Below are 19,162 nucleotides of genomic sequence, written 5' to 3' on the forward strand. Positions count from 1 at the left end.
TTTTGAAAGTTTTGGAGTGTGAAATTTTCTTTAAATTTGAGAACATCTATTAAACTAATAAGTGCAGAAATGATTTTAGGAGTATATTGGTATTTTAAATTCCCTGAAAATGTATAGTTTTCAATTTTTCAAATTTTTCAAAGGGTTTGGAGGACATGCTGACAATCCGGCTGAACTGGAAACTCGGGTTTTAGTAGAATGGAATATTATCCCCGGAATGGTCCTTTTGTGGAACTAATCATCGACGAAGAATACATTTTAAATAGAAAATAAAACTATTATGATCAAATTCAAATACGTCATTTTATATGTGGAAAATGTTGAAAAATCAATGAATTTTTATCACCAAACATTTGATATGCCAATTAAATTTATCACACCTGAAAAAGATTACGGAGAACTTATCACTGGAGAAACCAATCTTTCTTTTGCATCCATAGATCTGGCCAGCTCCAATATAAAGCGGGGGTTTTTATCTTCCAAATCTGAAGAAAAACCTTTCGGAATCGAATTAGGGTTCACAACAGATAATGTTGAAAACCTTCTAGATAAAGCGGTTAAAAACGGAGCCGTTCTTTATGAAAATATTGCAGTAAAACCTTGGGGACAGAAAGTAGCCTATATCAAAGATCCTGATCATTATTTAGTAGAAATCTGTACAGAAGTTCAATAAGCCCAATCACATTTCCATGGAAATAAAAAAATTAGAAAAACTGACTGAAAATCTCACATCACGCTGGGGACTTAATGGATACACTACAGACAAGATTCTTTCCATTTCTTTTGTTGAATATGGCGACTCTTTTGAATTTATATTAAAAAACAAATCTTTGACCTATACCAAGATTTGGGAAACCCATTCCACCGACATTGAGGAGCTTAATGCAATTATTGAAAAAGGGCATTCTTTCGGAGCTTTTGAGGATAATGAATTGATAGGCTGGATCATCTGTGAACACAGGACATGGAACAACAGCTTTTATATTGAGAATATTCTGATCAGCGAAAAGTCCAGAAGAAACGGAGCCGGAGTGCAACTGATCAAAAATGCCGTCCGGGAAGCCAGACATTTAAACTGCAGAATCATTGAACTTGAAACACAGAATACCAATTATCCGGCCATACAGTTTTACAGAAGAATGGGCTTCAGCATTACGGGAATCAATACAAGACTCTATGAACATCCGGAGGAAACTGCTGTTTTTATGACTTTGGATCTGTAACATGAAGCAGCTTTACTAAATTATTAACATTTATAATCGATAGAAACTATAAAACATATTGAAAATTTTATTTTGTACTAAATGGTACAATTAAATATCTTTGTCCCAGAAAAATACCAATGGCAGGAAGACCTAAAATATTTGACGAGCAGGAAGCTATAACAAAAGCAACTGAAGTTTTCAGGGACAAAGGCTACAATACGGCTTCTGCTGACGAACTGCTCTGCGCAATGGGCATTGGGAAAGGTAGTTTTTATCTGGCCTTTAAAGGTGGAAAGCGGGAACTCTATGTCCGGTCGATTACTCAGTTTTCAGAATATTTTTATAAAAAACTTTCAGACAGCATTGCTGCCTCTGAAAATAAAGTACAGTTCATCAGGCAGTTTTTTCTGAATCTTGCCGAAGCAGCTGATTGTGATAAGGAACGTGGCTGCTATTTAGGAAATGCCCTGATACAGCTTTCTGAAAAAGATCATGAAATAAAAAAAATAACCGCTCAAATATTGAAAAAACTGCAGTCCCTTTTTGCAGAAACAATCAGGAATGCACAGCAAAACGGGCAACTCACAAGTACTGAAGATCCGGAAATTATCGGATGGCACCTGAGCAACCTCTGGAACGGAATCCACGTTACAAGAAGAATGGAAAGCTCACCGAAAATCCTTAAAAGCATTATTGAAATGAATCTTAAAATACTCAGTTAAAATTTTTTATTCTATTTTGTACCAATTAGTACAATTTAAAAATACATATTAATTTAAAACCAAAAATGTCATGAACATTACCAACAACACGATTTTAATCACTGGCGGAGGCTCAGGAATCGGATTAGAAATTGCAAAGGCACTGAATGCATCCAACACAATTATTATTGTGGGAAGAAATAAAGAAAAGCTTGATGCAGCAGCCAACGGACTGGAAAATATCTTTACTATTCAGGCTGATATCACCAATGAAAAAGATATAAACCATCTGATTGAGGAAATTAAAGTGAATTTCGGCGGATTGAACATTCTGATCAACAATGCAGGACATGCTTATGTTTATACAATTTCTGAAACATCAGACACGTACAGCAAGGCAGTTGCTGAATTTGAAACCAATTATTTCGCACCTATCCGTCTGACTGAAAAAATACTTCCTTTACTGAAACAGCAGGAAAACGCTGCGGTTGTCAATGTTTCTTCAATTGTAGCATTTGCTCCGGGCTCCCATCTTCCCACTTATTCCGATTCTAAAGCAGCGCTCCATTCTTACACTAAAATACTAAGACATGAGCTTGCAAAAGATACTTCTGTTAAAGTCTTTGAGCTGATGCCACCTCTTGTCAATACAGATTTTTCCGCAGAGATCGGAGGCAGAGAAAATGGTATTCCGGCTTCAGAAGTAGCCGATAGTTTTGTAAATGCTCTTATTAACGATATTTACGAGATCCGTATTGGAAATACCGAAGTTCTGTACAGCAATTTCTTTGCAGGCTCCGAAGGCGCCTTTGATGTAATGAACAAATAGCTGGAAAGTATTAAATTAAGGGCGGTTTTTACCGCTCTTTTTTTATATTATTCCCATTGGATTTGATTACTACAATATCAGGATAAAATAATATATTAGTGAGATGAAATATTTAGAAAAAATTCAGGGATTACTGCCTTTGGGATATTTATATCTTATCATTCTTGGACTTTTAAAGGAAAGTATTCTTTTTTATCAGTTGGGCGTAAATATTTTGAAATATTCATCAATCACAGATATCCTCATCAGCCCGATTGCAGATATGGCTTCAAGTCCTATTCTGATCATCGTGGTGATCTCTGTCATCCTTTTTTTCTTTATTATTCAGACCATTATCTTCAGAAACAGTCATACAAACTGGGGTAAAAAATTACTAGGAAGCTACAAAATAGACAATGAAGTCGGTAAGAAAGACCTTCGAAAAGCAATGATTCCAATATTCGGCTTACTGGTAGCGATAGAACTTCTCGCTTTATTTGTGGGTTTAGGTATCGGACAGGGCAGCATCATTAAAAAAAGAATTGAAAACCAGGATTTAAAATATAATTATAAAATAACTTCCGGCTCAGGAGCACCTGCAGATATTTATTTAATTGATATCAACAGTACGTATTATTTTTATGTTTCAAAGGGAAATAAAAACATCATCATTGCACCTGTCGGGAACATAGGAACCCTGGAAGCCATCAAAAAAAACTAATATGAGAAGTAAACCAATATCCGAATACACCGATGAAGAACTGATCAGTAATGAAAAAAAACTGAAGATACTTACTGTTATGCTTGGTGTATCAATAACTCTTCTTTTTCTTGCCTCTATGGCCCTGATGCTTAAGAAAGGCTTCAGCCCAATCATGATTATTCCCATCTGCTTATTCCCTTTAGTGGTCGTCAATATCATCAACTGGCAAAATCTCAAAAAAGAAAAGCAAAGAAGAAATCTACAGTAAATTTTAAAATTCAACATTTTGAAATCTGTAAAGTTCATTTTAAAAAGTGAAAGTACAGAGTCTTATATCTGAAGTTTTTTTCCATACAATAATCGATGCAGATGATTGAACTTAAAAGCAGAAAAAAAGAACCTGCATGAAGTAATAAATCTTCTCCATGAACTGTTATTATGATATGAAAAACATCCACTTCCTCCTGTTATTATTCCTTGCTGCAATTGGTATTTCAGCACAGAAAAGCAGTGCTGAGCAATCTTTTGAAACCTCTGATCATGTTAAGATCAGCTATAAAGTTTCCGGAAAAGGGAAAGCCTGTATCTATGTTCCGGGAGGTCCCGGCCAGGGATATCCGTCATTTGAACTTTTGGGAGGAAGCAGCCTGGAAAAAAACATGCAGATGATTTATATGGACCAGCGTGGATCCGGCGAGTCCGGAAAATCAGAGAATTACCACATGGATGCACTGGTTCAGGATATTGAAGAACTGAGGCAGCACCTGAAGCTTGATAAGGTTTTTCTCCTTGCCCATTCATTCGGAGGAATTATTGCAGTGAATTACGCTAAAAAATATCCTCAGCATATAAAAGGGCTCATTCTGTCCAATATTACTCTCCATTTCCTGAATAACGAATCCGTGAAAGAACAGATCGAATATGGAAACAGCCTGCTCCAACAACCAAACAAAGCCGTTTCTGAAGACAGCCTCTCTGCTGAACTTTCAAAAATAAGCGCTGCATTAAGAAAGAAAAGAATCGGGTATAAATTTCTTACTGAAGATATTGAAACCATTAAACAGATGGACAAAATAGATTCCCTTCATCCTAGAATCATAGATTTTGGGATGGCTGTGATCTCTAAACCTAAAGACTTTCCGGAATATTATACTGATTATGCACCGATGACGAAAGATATTCATGTTCCTGTATTAATTATCACCGGAAAAAAGGATAAAGCTGTAGGAACTCAACATTACAAAACCTTTCAGTTCCCTGATCAGAAAGTTGTTTCTATTGATGGAGGACATCTTTTGTATTATGAAAGAAACAGGGAGTTTGTAAATGCAGTTTGGCGTTTTATAAGTAAACACAAGTAATGATGAGGAATTGATTTCTGGAATAAAAAAGACTCAGCGCGGCCTTCGGCCGCGCTGAGTCTTTATAAAGTTCAATCTAATTAAAACTTAAGATCTCCGTTCACTTCTCTCACCGCATTCGCTGCTTCGGCAAACTTCAACTGCTCATCCGCAGTAAGCGTTACATTTACAATTTTCTCTACTCCATTTTTCCCGATGATAGCAGGAACACCTAAGCAGATATCATTTTGTCCGTATTCGCCTTCAAGCATTAGAGAACAAGGGATCATTTTTTTCTGGTCGCAAGCGATTGCCTGAACCATTACAGAAACTGCTGCACCCGGTGCATACCAAGCTGAAGTTCCTAATAATTTAGTCAATGTAGCTCCTCCTACTTTAGTTTCCTCGATTACATATTTTTGTTGCTCATCGCTTAAGAATTCAGTTACAGGAACACCGTTTCTTGTCGCTTTGCTTAATAATGGAAGCATTCCTGTGTCACTGTGTGCAGCGATTACCATACCGTCTACGTCAGAGATAGGGCTTTCCAATGCTTCAGCCAATCTGTATTTGAATCTTGCAGAATCCAATGCACCACCCATACCGATGATCTTGTGCTTAGGAAGACCTGAAGTTTTGTGTACCAGGTAAGCCATAGTATCCATTGGGTTAGACACTACGATGATAATAACTTCCGGAGAATTTTTTACTAAGTTTTCAGTAACCTCTTTTACAATACCAGCGTTGATACCAATCAGCTCCTCTCTTGTCATTCCCGGTTTTCTTGGAATACCTGAAGTGATCACTGCTACATGAGAGCCTGCAGTTTTGCTGTAATCTCCTGTTGTTCCGGTAATTTTGGTATCGAATCCGTTAAGCGATGCAGTCTGCATCAAATCCATTGCTTTACCTTCAGCAAATCCTTCTTTAATGTCTACTAAAACTACTTCTGAACAGAAGTTTTTCATTGCGATGTATTCTGCACAGCTTGCTCCTACAGCGCCTGCACCTACTACAGTTACTTTCATATTGTATACTTTTTTTAAATTATTTTTTAGTTTAGTCTAAAAATTGAAACGCCCAAATTTAACAATTCCTGAAAATGTGGGCAATTTTTCAGGAATTTAATTAGGCTTCGTTGAAATTAATTGACGTTCAGTAAAAACGTATATAGTTTTTTTGCTCCCGACAGGACTTCATTGTAATTTTCCTCGGTAACTTCAGTATCTAAAACCTCTTTAAAGTTTTTCCACATAGAGCCCGTATTTTCCTGATAACATCCGAAGAAATTGAAGGTCACCTCATCAAAACCTTCTGTTTTAGAAAGTTGTTTGGCAATCACATTTCCACCTAAAGTAGAACCTTCGATCACGTACATGGCTCCCAAAGCTTCATGTTCATTGGTAAATTCAAGATGGTGGGAAGCATCCTGATTTTCCAGAGAAAGGCTTTCAAGATCCTTTTCAATAAGGGAAAGCTTCTTTCTGCTTTTGAGCTGAAGTTTTTCCGAATATTTATCAGAAAGACTTCGGAATATTTTATCTTCACTGTGAAGAAGCATCAGATAATTCGTATTGATGATCTTTTTATAGTCTTCTAATGTGAAGGTCTTATTAAAAATTTTTTCAGAATTGAAAAGTTTCTCCGCAGCATCGTGATATTCCGCTGTATTTTGCTTAAGATATTCTGATACCATAAATAAGGGTTTAAAGTTTCCCAAATTTACGGTTTTTTGAACGTTAAAATAAAACAAGTACCCTCTTTATTGCTCTCATAATCCACATTTCCTCCAATCCGCTTCATAATCCTGTGTACAATAGACAGCCCTACCCCATTTCCTTTGAATATTTTAGCATTATCCATCCTGTTGAATATCTTGAACATTTTATGTTTTTCCTGCTCAGGAATTCCAATACCGTTATCGGAAATTCTGTATACAACAGTATTACTTTCTTCAGTTCCCCGGATTTCCACCTTCGGTTCTTCCTGGTGAGATGAATATTTTACAGCATTATTAATGATATTTAAAAATACCTGATGAAGCATTGTTTTATCTGCAAGTACATCGGGACAGTCTTTAACAGTGATTATGCTTTTCGGACTGTCAAAAGTGATCTTTGCATTTTCCGATATCTTCTGGATCATATTAAGAGGCTGCAGGCGCTCCAGCTCTATCTCGCTGTGCTTGGCACGGCTGAGCTGCAGTACATCATGCATCATTTCTGCCATATTGTCAATTTCTTCAACAATAGAATTCAGCTTATTTTTATTTTTTTCCGTTTTTTCAAAATTAGCAAGCAGCATCTGTGCATTCAGCTTCATTACCGTTAAAGGTGTTCCCAGATCATGAGAAATCGTGTATGAAAAGCTGTCAAGCTCTTCATTTACCTTTCTCAGCTCATTATTCAGCGCTTTGATCGCGTTATATTGTTTGTGCGAGGTTTCCAGGATCACATCGCGGACGGCCTGTACCGAAACGATATCTCTGGAATTCCATCTCTTTGAGTTTCCTTTGATATTTTCCGTAAAAATATGAAAAGAGGTTCTTGGCGAAACAATCTGTATTTCCTTACCATCCTGCAATAATACCTCCACTTTCTTCTCGGGTTTTCCCGCCCAGTCGATATGTTCATCAAATTCTTTACGAAACCAGATCAGCATTTCTTTTTTGCTTCTCTCAATAAAATAAATAATGATTCCTGCCGCATTTTCATCCAGCCCCAGTTCCTCTCCATAGTCTTTAAGGAAGCTTCTGCTCACAAAAATACTGTCAGCAGTATTCTCAAGAGCCCAATGTGCAATGGCATCAATAATCCTGTTTTCAGGAACCACTCCAACAGTAACTGTATTTCCTTCCGAAATAATAGCTAAACCGTCTGCTTCTGGCAGCTTTCTTATCTTTCCCTTATTATCTGCTAGTGAATCAAAAAGATTATTATGCTTTAAAAATTCCGCTTTCAGCTGTGACGATTTTTCGTTCAGTTCCAGACGGTATTTCAGTTCATTTTTAGATTTGAATGAAGAATAGGCATTGGAAGCCAAAGCCGTAAAAATTCCCGCCTGTACCCTGTCTTCAAGATCAATATGCCTGGCCTCCGAATTCTGGCAGGTAACCAAACCCCAAAGATGATCCTCGATAATGATAGACACACTGAAGCTGGAAGAAGCTCCGGAATTTTTAATATACTGCCCATGGACAGGCGACATTCCTCTTGAAGCTACAAAAGTAAGGTCAATATTTTCATCTGTCCTGCTTATCAGCGGAACTGTTTCAGCATATACATTACTGAATATTCTTTTTCTTTTCTTTAAATAAAGCGCTCTGGCCTGTCTTGGAATATCAGATTCAGGATAATAAAGCCCCAGGTAGCTCTCCATAGTATCATTCTTCCTTTCTGCAATCACTTTTCCCGAACCGTCCATCATAAATTTATAAACCATCATCCGGTCATAATTCACAATTTTAGAAAGTGTACTTAGCAATTGTTCCCACAGATCCTTTTCATTATCTATAACATAAAAATTGTCATACTTATTAGAAATACGCTTATTGGGATTTTCCAGTACAGCTTCAAATTCAAGAAAAATGTGTTTGCCGCTTCGTAAAACAGAAAAATGATATTCTTTCCCACCAATAAATACCTTATCGAAATGGGTCTCATTTTCTCTTCTCGTAAAGTCCCGCAAAGAAATATAAAGATCAGAATCAATAACAGTATGGAAGATTTCAGGAAAATCCACAAGGTTTCTTCCAAAAAGCTGTTCTGCATTTTCGATTCTGAATATATCCGTAATATTCTGGCTGAAAAAAGTGATGGATTGAGATTCTGCATCAAGGCCAATCAGGTATCCAAAACTTTGTATATACCCAGGAATATGGATGGGCTCCTCATGACACTCTACAAAATTCATATATTTCTTTGATCTATCAAATATAACGATTTTTTTAACGGCATATTACTTTGTGGTATTAAATCACGGAAGCCCATAAAGCGCCGTTATTCCTGTAACCAACAGCCATAATTGATCTGATTTTCAGCTCAAATACCATTTTTTTTCAATATCGATTAATAGATTAATTTATAATATACTAAAAATTTTGTGGTAAATCAAGTTGAATTTTCTAATCATGATTCATCACATAAATTTTGTATTACCACCAAAATAACTATGTTAATTAAGCAAAATTTATTAAATTTATATCACCAAATAATGAATACATTTAGAAAATATTGAATTCTTTTACATTATTTTCAATGAAATAATCATTAAAATTCAAATAACATGACTATGAAAAAGTTCCCTTTAATAATCCTCACTCCTGTCCGGCTATTAAGAACCGGAATCAATGATGAGGCTAGCATACGCAAAGTCCACAAAAATCCCGAAAATACAATGATTACTACTTATTCCATGATTTGGAGCAAGTGCCTTTCAGATTCCCAGGACTTTTAATAATAATTCATTAAACACAAGTACTATGACCCTTTTTTCACAAAAAAAGAGAAGCCTGCTACTATGCGCTTTACTGGCTTCTTTTTCAATCAATGCGCAGATCCAGGATTCACTCCGCCCCGAAAAGCACGAAGAAGACCATGTGAAATACCCTGTGCTTCAGATCAAAGGACTTTTTCAGGCACGCTACCTCGTAGGTATGACCGAAGATGTTGATGTGAACGGTCTGCATCATGCGGACGGATCAGGAACCGGCAACAATTTTATGCTCAAATATATGAGGGTCCAGGTGCGTGCCCAAATCAGCAAAAGAACTGAAGTCGTGGCGCTCGCCAATTTTGCTGACTTTAAAAACGACCCCAAAAGCAGAGTTCTTGAAAATGCGTATCTGAAATATACTTTCAACCCTAAGTTAGCATTGACTGTCGGGCAGTTCAGACCATGGTTCGGGATTGAAGAGACATATCCTATTGACATTATCAAATCTCTGGATTGGTCCAATCAATATACAGAATTCGGAAAATTAGGCTGGACGAGCTTTCAGATTGGTCTTTCTGCTACCGGACAGCTTTAGCTGGGGAAAATCCCTTTCCAGTATGCGGTTTCTGTAGTTAATGGAAATGGAAAGAATCAGATCAATGACAACGATAATGGGAAGCAGTATTCTACGAGACTGGTTTTCGGTCTTTCGAAAAAATACAATTTCAATGTCGGGCTGAACGGAGGTATCGGTGAGGTTTTAAGCAAAAAAGTATATGCGGTAGGAATTGACCTTAGCTCGCTGATCCAGTTTGACCCGAAATGGAGCCTTGATATGCAGCTGGAAGCCAAACAGGCGACCAATCATGTCCTTTACAATACCCTCGATCCCGAACTTAGACCCTCCAACCCTGACCAATATCTGATCCGTGGTGCTTATTTCCTTCCAAATGTAAGGTACGAGATTAATCATAAAAACCTCAGTGCTTTTGAACTGTCCTGCCGTTATGAATATCTGGATACCAATTTCAGACTTAATTCTAATCCAAGACAAACCATCACCCCGATGTTCGGACTGGAGTTCCTGAAAAACTACGGCGCAAGAATTCAGCTGGGCGTACAGTTCGACCGTTACAAACATCAGGTAGAAAACACATCACAATACAACAGCAATCTGTTCATTGTTCAGGTACAAAGTAGATTTTAACCGCTTAAATATTTATAGATCATGAAAGAAATTAATATCACAAATATCACGATAACCTTTGCCGTTGCGTTGATCATATGGTTTATTCCCGCCCCGGAAGGAGTTGCTGAAAATGCATGGCACCTGTTTGCTATTTTCGCAGCAACCATCTTAGGGATTATCCTTAAAGCGGCCCCTATGGGAACCATGTGTATGATGGCTATTGCATTTACAGCTCTTACCCAGGTGGTGGCTCCCGGAGATGCAGGAAAATCAATCACAAAAGCACTTTCCGGATTCGGGGATAAAGTAATTTGGCTGATCGGGATCTCATTCTTTATCGCCAGGGGATTTATCAAAACAGGATTGGGAAACCGGATTGCCTTTTTATTCATCCGAATCTTCGGTAAAAGCTCACTGGGGCTGGCTTATGGGCTTGGACTTGCAGATGTTTGTTTAGCTCCAGCCATTCCGAGTAACACCGCAAGAGGTGGCGGAATCATCTATCCGATTATGAAATCTATGGCCATCAGTTTTGATTCTGTTCCTGAAAAACCGGAAACCCACAGAAAACTGGGTTCTTTCCTTACCCTGAACAGTTATTATATGAACCTTATCGCATCATCCATGTTCCTTACCGGAACTGCGAGTAACCCGATGTGTCAGAAATTTGCAGCCAACCTCGGAATCAATATCACATGGATGTCATGGGCGGCTGCCGGTTTTGTACCGGGATTGGTAGCATTTTTTGTCGTTCCTTTAGTTTTATACAAATTATATCCACCTGAACTTAAAAAAACAGGGGATGCTCCAAAAATGGCCGCTCAGAAACTAAAAGAAATGGGGCCTATTTCCAGAAATGAATGGCTGATGCTATTGGCTTTCTTTATTCTTTTAGCCCTTTGGATATTTGGAGGAGCACTCTCAATTGATGCCACTACAACGGCTTTCATCGGACTTACCATGCTGCTTCTTACTTCTGTACTGACCTGGGAAGATATCAAAGGGGAAAAAGGAGCCTGGGATACCATCGTCTGGTTTGCGGTTCTGGTGATGATGGCCAGTTCTCTGAATGAACTTGGTTTCATCGGCTGGTTCAGTGACCTGATTAAAGTAAAAATAGGCGGATTAAGCTGGCAGGTTGCCTTTCCGGTAATTATTGTTGTCTATTTTTTCAGTCACTATATTTTCGCGAGTGCAACAGCTCATGTGGCAGCAATGTATGCAGCGTTATTAGGAGTTGGTGTTTCTTTAGGAATCCCGCCGATGTTACTGGCGATGATGCTTGGTTTCTTAGGCTCAATTTACGGGGTGCTTACCCATTACGGCCATGGTCCTGCTCCGGTATTCTACGGAAGCGGTTATGTCGAACTGAAAGCCTGGTGGCTGAGAGGTCTTGAAATCGGAATTGTGTTACTCATCATCTATATGGTAGTCGGAGGATTGTGGATGAAAGTTTTAGGATATTATTAATCATTAAATCAAAAATATGCTGTCAACCTTGTCAAGAAAAATGCTGATGTGCCTTACAGGATTATTCCTGAGCTTCTTCCTGTTGATCCATTTCTTGGGAAACCTCCAGCTGTTTCTTCCGCCGGAGCAGGCGCATTTACAGTTTAACGCCTATTCACATTTTCTGTCCGGAAATATTCTGATCAAAATAGTTTCGTATGTTCTCTATACAAGCATTATTTTGCATGCCCTGGACGGATTGGTCATTACCTTAAAAAATAAAAAATCGGGAGGCAGTTACCAGTCGGAAAGACGTGGAAGAGCCAGTAAATGGTATTCCCGTAATATGGGAATTCTGGGGACGCTGATTCTGATCTTTTTGGTGATCCACTTCCAGAATTTCTGGTACGTCTACAAATTTGGAAACCCACCGCTGGATAACAACGGAAATAAGGATCTGTACATTCTTGTCGTAACGGTTTTCAAAGAATGGTGGTACGTTATCATTTACGTAGTATCAATGGGAGCTTTATGCTATCATTTGATTCATGGAATTCACAGTGCAGCCCGAACACTGGGATTATACCATCCTAAGTTTGTGAAATGGTTCAAAACGGCCGGAATTGTCTACTCAGTCATTATCAGCATAGGTTTTGCGCTGATGCCGGTTTACGTATTCTTCACTGCCAACTAAACAGAAAGTTATGATCTTAAATTCAAAAATACCTCAAGGCCCATTGGAACAAAAATGGGACAACTATAAAAAGAAAGCTAAGCTCGTCAATCCTGCCAACCGTAAAAAGCTGGACGTTATTGTGGTAGGAACCGGGCTGGCAGGAAGTTCAATTGCTGCTTCTCTGGGTGAAATGGGCTACAATGTGAAATCATTCTGCTTCCAGGACAGCCCGAGAAGAGCCCATTCCGTGGCCGCGCAAGGTGGCGTGAATGCCGCTAAAAATTATAAAAACGATGGCGACAGCGTCTACAGAATGTTTGCAGACACGCTGAAAGGAGGAGATTTCAGAGCCCGCGAAGCCAATGTTTACCGCATGGCAGAGTGTTCTTTAAACCTCATCGATCAGGCTGTAGCGCAGGGTGTCCCGTTCGGGCGTGAATACGGTGGCTACCTCAACAACCGCTCCTTCGGTGGCGTTCAGGTGAGCCGGACGTTTTATGCAAGAGGACAAACCGGGCAACAGCTGCTTCTGGGAGCCTATCAGGCACTGATGAGACAGGTTGGAAAAGGATCCGTACAGCTATATTCCAGACATGAAATGCTTGATCTGGTCGTGATCGATGGCAAAGCAAGGGGAATTATTGTCAGAAATTTAGATACCGGGGAAATTGAAAGACATGCTGCACATGCGGTTGTTCTGGCAACCTGAGGTTATGGGAAAATTTACTATCTGTCAACCTTGGCTATGGGATGCAACGGTTCTGCGATCTGGCGGGCTCACAAAAAAGGCGCTTTAATGGCTTCCCCAAGCTGGATTCAGGTACACCCTACTTCCCTTCCGCAATCCGGAGATTATCAGTCTAAGTTAACCTTGATGTCAGAATCATTGCGTAATGACGGGAGGATCTGGGTTCCTTCAAAAGCTGATGAAACCAGACCTCCCAATGATATTCCGGAAAACGAAAGAGACTATTACCTGGAACGCCGGTATCCTGCTTTTGGAAACCTGGCTCCGAGAGATATTTCTTCCCGTGCTGCCAAGGAAAGAATCGACGCCGGCTTTGGAATCGGACCTTTGAAAAATGCTGTTTATCTAGATTTTTCCAAAGCAATCAGAGAACAGGGAAAGGAAAAGATTCAGGAAAAATATGGAAATCTATTTAATATGTATCTTAAAATCACGGGATACAATGCCTATAATGAACCGATGATGATCTCTCCATCCGCTCACTTTTCAATGGGCGGACTTTGGGTTGATTATGAGTTGATGACCACTATTCCGGGACTTTTTGCTTTGGGTGAAGCTAATTTTGCGGATCACGGAGCTAACAGATTAGGAGCAAATTCACTGCTGCAGGCTTCTGTAGATGGCTATTTTATTGCTCCTTATACTATTGCCAATTATTTAGCTGATGAAATCCATACCGGAAAAATTTCACCTGATGCTCCTGAGTTTGATGTGGCAGAAAAAGCCGTTCAAGAACAGATCCAGGGTTTCATGGATATCAAAGGAACCAAAACGGTTGATTATTTCCATAAAACCTTAGGAAAACTTTTATATGATTACTGCGGTCTGGCAAGAAATGAAGATGGACTGAAATATGCAATAGAAGAAATCAAAAAATTAAAACAGGAATTTTACAGAAACGTACGGGTTTCCGGACAGGGAGACCAGATGAATTCAGAACTTGAAAAAGCAGGTCGCGTTGCCGATTATTTCGAGATCGGGGAACTGATGTGCTATGATGCTTTAACCCGAAATGAGTCTTGTGGGGCCCATTTTAGGGAAGAGTTTCAGACTCCGGACGGAGAAGCTTTAAGAAATGATGTTGAATACCAGTTTATTTCCGCCTGGGCATGGAAAGGTGAAAATACCGAACCTGAACTGATCAGGGAACCGCTGATATTTGAAGAAATACAGCCAACAGTAAGAAGCTACAAATAAAAAACAGAAATTATGGATTTACATCTTAAGATATGGAGACAGAAAGACAAACAAAGTGAAGGAAAACTGGTCAGTTATGATCTGAAAGAGTTGAATCCCCACATGTCTTTCCTGGAAATGCTGGATACTTTAAATGAAAAACTCATTATGGAGGGCGACGAACCTGTAGAATTCGATCATGACTGCCGTGAAGGGATCTGCGGGCAGTGCGGCATGATGATCAACGGAATTGCCCACGGACCTTTAAAAAACACAACAACCTGCCAGCTTCATTTACGGTCTTTCAAAGACGGTGAAACTATTTTAATCGAGCCTTTCCGGGCAGAGGCTTTTCCGGTAAAGAAAGACCTTAAAGTAGACCGATCGGCTTTTGACAGAATTATTTCTTCAGGCGGATTTGTATCGGTGAATACGGGTCAGGCTCCTGATGCCACAGCGATTGCGGTCACTCACCAAACAGCTGAGGAAGCTTTTGATTCTGCCGCTTGTATCGGGTGTGGTGCCTGTGTAGCCACCTGCAAAAACGGAAGCGCTGCCTTATTCACTTCTGCAAAAATCACTCACATGGTCCTTCTCCCTCAGGGTAAGGAGGAAAGGAGCGAACGTGTCCTGAATATGGTTACCCAGATGGATCATGAACTTTTCGGGCATTGCTCCAATACGGAAGCCTGTGAAGTGGAATGTCCCCAGGGAATTTCTGTATTGAATATCGCAAGAATGAATTATGAATATAGCAGGGCACTGTTCTTTAAGCGAAAAAGATAAATAGGTAAAAGATAAAAAGGACGAATTTGTAAATTGGCAAATTCGTCCTTTTACTTTTTTCTATTTAATTTAAAATCCTTTAGGGATCATAATCTTCTTCGGGTCATTCTCATCATACATGATCTCAATAGTTCCATATTTAGGGACAGAAGAGAGATTCAAAAGGCTGACAATTTTCTTGTAAACAGCAATTTGTTCAGTTCCTCTGAAATCTTTAAAGCTTACCTGAAACATAATTTGAGGCTGATCATTTACAAGAAGACCTGTCTGGCTTACACTGATGATATTGGCTTCAGCATTTCTTCCTGAAAAGAGGATACGTTCTTCTTTTTTATTGTTAAAGAGTTTGCTAACGAGTAACTGAAAAACCAATACATAAATAAGGGTCATCACTCCACTGAAAATAATCGGGTGCATGAAGGTCAGAAATCTCCAGCCAAAATCAAAGGATTCCCGCATATAAAAATAATAGTAGAGTCCAATTACGTAAGCAATCATCAATACGGCAAATACAATTCTTAAAACAATTCCGGAAGTATTGAACGTAACTTTCTGATCACTTAAAATAAAATAAGGTTCCTGTGATACTTTGGGATTTAACAGTACTTTTATCTTATTTCCGACATCAAACCTTTTTTCCTGTGGCTTGGAGTCGTGAAACATCATTTCATGTTCAATCAATGTATTTCTGAGATTAGGGAATGAAAGAACAATCTGAATGATATTCATATTGGTTTTCGGAATATGCTTCAGAAGTTTATAGTTAATGATTTTTGCTTCTCTCGGAATTCCGTTCCGCAGTATAGACTGAATAGTATTCTTCTCTTTAAAGGTTTTTATAAAAAGGATATTGATAAAGAAGATAATCACATACAACCATATGAGGAAAGAAAAACCGAGATATCCATAGCTCACAGCTAATGAATTTCTCGGTTCTGTTGCGAGTTCCTCACTCATCATATAAATGAAAATCGGAAAAGGAATGCAGAAAAAAAAGAGAAAAATCCCCCAGAAAATGATCATAAATTTCATAGCTGCTATTTTGTAATCAGCAATAAAGTTATGATATTATTATTGAACGGGAGACATCTTTTTACACCTCTTTATCGAAGTAAAGTCTGTAGTATTTTCCTTTATCGTCCTCACCCATTTCCAGCTTCTGTCTGTCGCCGTGGATGTAGATGTGAAAATTTTTATCAAGTTTAATGATGCTTTTGAAATGGCGCTGGGTTTTCTTTACAGCAGCTTCACTGATCGGGAATTCTTCCGCAATATTCACCTGCATATCCTGTTCGTAATCGGTTTTGAAGTTTACGAAGCTTTCGATCACATGCTGATCTCCCAATACTTCATTGGCAAAATCGTCCAGCTTGAATTCTTCTTTTTCTTTGAAAAAGTTGATGGATTTATTTAAGAAATCTGCCTGGTCTGCCTTTGAAACTTCAAATTCCTGAGGAAGCTGTTTCGTGATATAATCTTTGTAAACCATCAAAGCTTCCTGGGTATGAAAATATTCGTCGTCACGCTGTTTTACTTTCAGGAAATCTTCGAACCAATAGTACATATCTCCGTTTTTGTTATTATCAACTACAGAAAGTACATATCCGGTCTCTTTATTATTGTTATAGATCAAAGCTGCCTTATCAATTTTAGACAAACCGATTCCCTGGTCTTTTTCAATGTCAAAAGTTTCTTCCTGGGGAGAAATTTTCAGGAAAGACTCTCTCTTTTCGGTTTTAAAGATTCCAATCTTATCTACTTTATCCGGACGGTCACTTTCTTCTTCAAAAAGTACGATAAACAGTTCTCCACCCTGAACTCTAGGATTTTCAGCCGCCTCAAACAGATGTTTTGCAATATTTTCAGATTCCCAAAGGAATTTGGCTTTGTCTTCAAAGATTTCGGATACGGAACTGTATACCGGATTATTAACCAGATACGTGTCACTATAAAAATTGAAGGTTTCTTCTGATTTAAAAGAGCCTAAAAAGTAGTCTTCAAGCAATTCTGCCATTCCTTCTTCCAGCTTCAGCTCTTCCTGAGACAGCGTTAAAGATTCTCCGTTGATTTTATTTCCTACTCTGTGTACTATAATTTTTGAAAACATGTCCTGAATAATTTGGAGTGCAAAGATATTCATTCTATTCTTTCCATCATATAAATAAAATAATCTGCCTGATGTTTGGGGGAAATTCCCGCTAGAGTAAGTGTTTTTTAATATTCTTAAAATTTATTCTTTCTTAATGTTTGAAAATAAAAAATATGTTCTCTTCATTTCATTTTGATAAAAAGCTTATCATTTTGACAGGTCTTTTAGATTTTGGCAATTCACAAAAAATACACAAGCAATTGATTTAAAGCCAATTAAATAAAATTCATTTTCAAAGGAACGCCATTCGCATCATTATCTTCAAAACATACAATATGGATTTGAACACGTTAAATCGCATTGACAAATTAAGAAGGTTAAAAAGCAAAGGACCTAAGACTCCGAAGTGGCTGAAACCTTACCATATGCTATTCATAGCTTTCCTGACCATTTTCATCTTTGGAGCTATCATTAAACTTTTAGAACAAAATCATTAAACCTATGAACTATTCAGAAGCCATCCGGGAAATTACAGAGATCATTCCCGACTTTGAAAATGATCTTACGGAAAATACTCCGCGGAACCCGTACAGTGTGATCCGAACCTTCACGGAACGTATCAAAAGCATGGTCCGTCAGAATGACAGAAATATTTTATTTAAAAGTCTTCAAAAAATGGACAAAATTTACATAAAAGGAGATAATGATTTAAAAAATGCAATAGAAGGAATTTTCATTTATTCTCTGGACAATTTTACATCTTTTTGTAGTGGAGAATACAGAAAAGTGATTTTCAGCCACATTTCAAAGGACTTACAGCAGGTCTACTCCAACCAGATTTATAATCACGGTATATAAATTTTTTATTACATTTTTTATGTGTTTCATTACAAACTCACATTTTGTCTAAAAACCATAACAGCTAAAAATCAATAGGTTATGAAAACAAAAATCAGAAGAATTTCCGACTGGAAAACATTGAAAACAACGACTAACAGGCATAATACAGAGGTATTACTTACTCACATTGCTGTGATCATAGGGGTTTTTATAATTGCTGCCATGCTGTAAATTTTGGTACACATTTGGCTGCAAGATAAGTACTGAAAAATATTAGTTATGATGAAAGTAAAAATGCAGGCTATCAATAAAAAAATAGCCGTTGAATACTTAAAATTTTTCTATCCGCCACTCCGAACAGAAATCACTCAGCTATCTGTGCAGGAAAATTTCGCCGGTATTATTCAGGCTACTATCAATTATTTAAAGGATATGCTGCAGGAATCGAAAATCTATATCGTAGCACATCACATCAAGCTGATGGACTGGATCTACAGAAACGGTGATTCTTATGTAAGAACCATCATTGAAAACCTGTTTGTAAGGTCCTTGGAGAGCTTTAAAAAGCATTCCAAGATTCAGCAATGGAAGCTTCTTTATCAGAACATGCCAGATAATTTTCAGCTTATTTATAATGAGCAGCAGAAGCAGGATGAGATTTTCTTCGGTAAGTAAGAAATAATTTAATTTGTAAATAGGCTCTTCAGGCATCTTGTCTGAGGAGCTTTTCATTTGATTTTTCCCAAGTAATATGGCAAAGCGGAGATATAGCGGAAAGAGTGCTATGCTTTACAGACATTTTATTGAATTATATTTCACTAAGTGGTGTAAAATACATACTTTTGCTAAATTATCCGATACGCTTGACAATTATCGGAGATATTAATCATTAGTCTACTATTGATTATAAAAACTTAACAAATTTTGACGATGTGTAATCAGATCATAGAAATATCCTTTCATACATTTATTTGATCTGAGAACAACCTCCCCCGACTAATTGCCAGGGGAGTTTTCT

Annotated in this window: 18 protein-coding genes and 2 pseudogenes; 15 read left to right on the plus strand and 5 right to left on the minus strand. The window is 38.1% G+C overall.

Translation table 11 applies throughout. From position 1 onward, the window contains the following. The first annotated feature begins 280 nt into the window (after positions 1-280). The 7 genes from ACMGDK_RS10930 (at position 281) to ACMGDK_RS10960 (ending at position 4,778) form a co-directional block, all read left to right on the plus strand. A complete protein-coding gene (locus ACMGDK_RS10930) occupies positions 281-673 on the plus strand; it encodes a VOC family protein (protein ID WP_436807981.1) in 393 nt (130 codons plus the stop codon). 16 nt (positions 674-689) lie between these two features. Next, the gene (locus ACMGDK_RS10935; RefSeq protein WP_436807982.1) at positions 690-1,223 is read left to right on the plus strand and encodes a GNAT family N-acetyltransferase; all 534 of its coding nucleotides are present in this window, start codon (positions 690-692) and stop codon (positions 1,221-1,223) included. A gap of 119 nt (positions 1,224-1,342) precedes the next feature. Continuing rightward, positions 1,343-1,927, plus strand: a complete 585-nt coding sequence (locus tag ACMGDK_RS10940) for a TetR/AcrR family transcriptional regulator (protein WP_436807983.1) — start codon at positions 1,343-1,345, stop codon at positions 1,925-1,927. A gap of 70 nt (positions 1,928-1,997) precedes the next feature. Then, positions 1,998-2,735 (plus strand): SDR family oxidoreductase, encoded by a 738-nt coding sequence (locus ACMGDK_RS10945; RefSeq protein WP_436807984.1) that lies wholly within the window; start codon positions 1,998-2,000, stop codon positions 2,733-2,735. A 103-nt stretch (positions 2,736-2,838) separates the two neighbouring features. After that, positions 2,839-3,435 (plus strand): hypothetical protein, encoded by a 597-nt coding sequence (locus ACMGDK_RS10950; RefSeq protein ID WP_436807985.1) that lies wholly within the window; start codon positions 2,839-2,841, stop codon positions 3,433-3,435. Position 3,436: 1 nt separating this feature from the next. Next, positions 3,437-3,685, plus strand: coding sequence for a redox-active disulfide protein 2 (locus tag ACMGDK_RS10955; RefSeq protein ID WP_111956743.1), 249 nt, complete (start codon positions 3,437-3,439; stop codon positions 3,683-3,685). 157 nt (positions 3,686-3,842) lie between these two features. Next, a complete protein-coding gene (locus ACMGDK_RS10960; protein WP_436807986.1) occupies positions 3,843-4,778 on the plus strand; it encodes an alpha/beta fold hydrolase in 936 nt (311 codons plus the stop codon). Between the two features lie 80 nt (positions 4,779-4,858). Here the strand turns inward: ACMGDK_RS10960 and ACMGDK_RS10965 are convergent, their stop codons facing one another. The 3 genes from ACMGDK_RS10965 to ACMGDK_RS10975 form a co-directional block, all read right to left on the minus strand. Continuing rightward, the gene (locus ACMGDK_RS10965; RefSeq protein ID WP_111956739.1) at positions 4,859-5,785 is read right to left on the minus strand and encodes a malate dehydrogenase; all 927 of its coding nucleotides are present in this window, start codon (positions 5,783-5,785) and stop codon (positions 4,859-4,861) included. A 116-nt stretch (positions 5,786-5,901) separates the two neighbouring features. Then, positions 5,902-6,453, minus strand: coding sequence for a biliverdin-producing heme oxygenase (locus ACMGDK_RS10970; RefSeq protein ID WP_436807987.1), 552 nt, complete (start codon positions 6,451-6,453; stop codon positions 5,902-5,904). A gap of 26 nt (positions 6,454-6,479) precedes the next feature. Beyond that, entirely contained in the window at positions 6,480-8,669 is a 2,190-nt protein-coding gene (locus tag ACMGDK_RS10975) for an ATP-binding protein (RefSeq protein ID WP_436807988.1), read from the minus strand. 568 nt (positions 8,670-9,237) lie between these two features. Between ACMGDK_RS10975 and ACMGDK_RS10980 the strand changes: the two are divergent. From ACMGDK_RS10980 to ACMGDK_RS11000, 5 genes and pseudogenes are all read left to right on the plus strand, one after another. Beyond that, a pseudogene (locus tag ACMGDK_RS10980) lies at positions 9,238-10,398 on the plus strand (porin). A gap of 21 nt (positions 10,399-10,419) precedes the next feature. Next, positions 10,420-11,850, plus strand: coding sequence for an anion permease (locus ACMGDK_RS10985; protein WP_436807989.1), 1,431 nt, complete (start codon positions 10,420-10,422; stop codon positions 11,848-11,850). 16 nt (positions 11,851-11,866) lie between these two features. Further along, entirely contained in the window at positions 11,867-12,523 is a 657-nt protein-coding gene (locus tag ACMGDK_RS10990) for a succinate dehydrogenase cytochrome b subunit (protein WP_436807990.1), read from the plus strand. A gap of 10 nt (positions 12,524-12,533) precedes the next feature. Continuing rightward, positions 12,534-14,450 (plus strand): annotated as a pseudogene (locus ACMGDK_RS10995) (fumarate reductase/succinate dehydrogenase flavoprotein subunit). A 12-nt stretch (positions 14,451-14,462) separates the two neighbouring features. Continuing rightward, positions 14,463-15,215, plus strand: a complete 753-nt coding sequence (locus ACMGDK_RS11000) for a succinate dehydrogenase/fumarate reductase iron-sulfur subunit (RefSeq protein ID WP_436807991.1) — start codon at positions 14,463-14,465, stop codon at positions 15,213-15,215. Positions 15,216-15,284: 69 nt separating this feature from the next. On the opposite strand, the gene ACMGDK_RS11005 is transcribed toward ACMGDK_RS11000, so the two are convergent. Together ACMGDK_RS11005 and ACMGDK_RS11010 are read right to left on the minus strand one after the other, a co-directional pair. Beyond that, positions 15,285-16,247 carry a hypothetical protein gene (locus ACMGDK_RS11005; RefSeq protein WP_436807992.1) on the minus strand — a complete coding sequence of 321 codons (963 nt, stop codon included), beginning with the start codon at positions 16,245-16,247 and terminating at the stop codon, positions 15,285-15,287. Between the two features lie 61 nt (positions 16,248-16,308). Then, complete coding sequence (locus ACMGDK_RS11010; protein ID WP_436807993.1) at positions 16,309-17,322, minus strand: nucleoid-associated protein; 1,014 nt, start codon at positions 17,320-17,322, stop codon at positions 16,309-16,311. Positions 17,323-17,805: 483 nt separating this feature from the next. Here ACMGDK_RS11010 and ACMGDK_RS11015 point away from each other — a divergent pair, with 483 nt between their 5' ends. The 3 genes from ACMGDK_RS11015 (at position 17,806) to ACMGDK_RS11025 (ending at position 18,819) form a co-directional block, all read left to right on the plus strand. Beyond that, a complete protein-coding gene (locus ACMGDK_RS11015; protein ID WP_436807994.1) occupies positions 17,806-18,162 on the plus strand; it encodes a DUF7674 family protein in 357 nt (118 codons plus the stop codon). 81 nt (positions 18,163-18,243) lie between these two features. Then, entirely contained in the window at positions 18,244-18,375 is a 132-nt protein-coding gene (locus ACMGDK_RS11020; protein ID WP_436807995.1) for a hypothetical protein, read from the plus strand. Positions 18,376-18,423: 48 nt separating this feature from the next. Beyond that, positions 18,424-18,819 carry a DUF7674 family protein gene (locus ACMGDK_RS11025; RefSeq protein WP_436807996.1) on the plus strand — a complete coding sequence of 132 codons (396 nt, stop codon included), beginning with the start codon at positions 18,424-18,426 and terminating at the stop codon, positions 18,817-18,819. The last annotated feature ends 343 nt before the right edge of the window (positions 18,820-19,162 follow it).

It is taken from the genome of Chryseobacterium hilariae (genome assembly GCF_051400735.1).
In the GTDB taxonomy this organism is placed as follows: domain Bacteria; phylum Bacteroidota; class Bacteroidia; order Flavobacteriales; family Weeksellaceae; genus Chryseobacterium.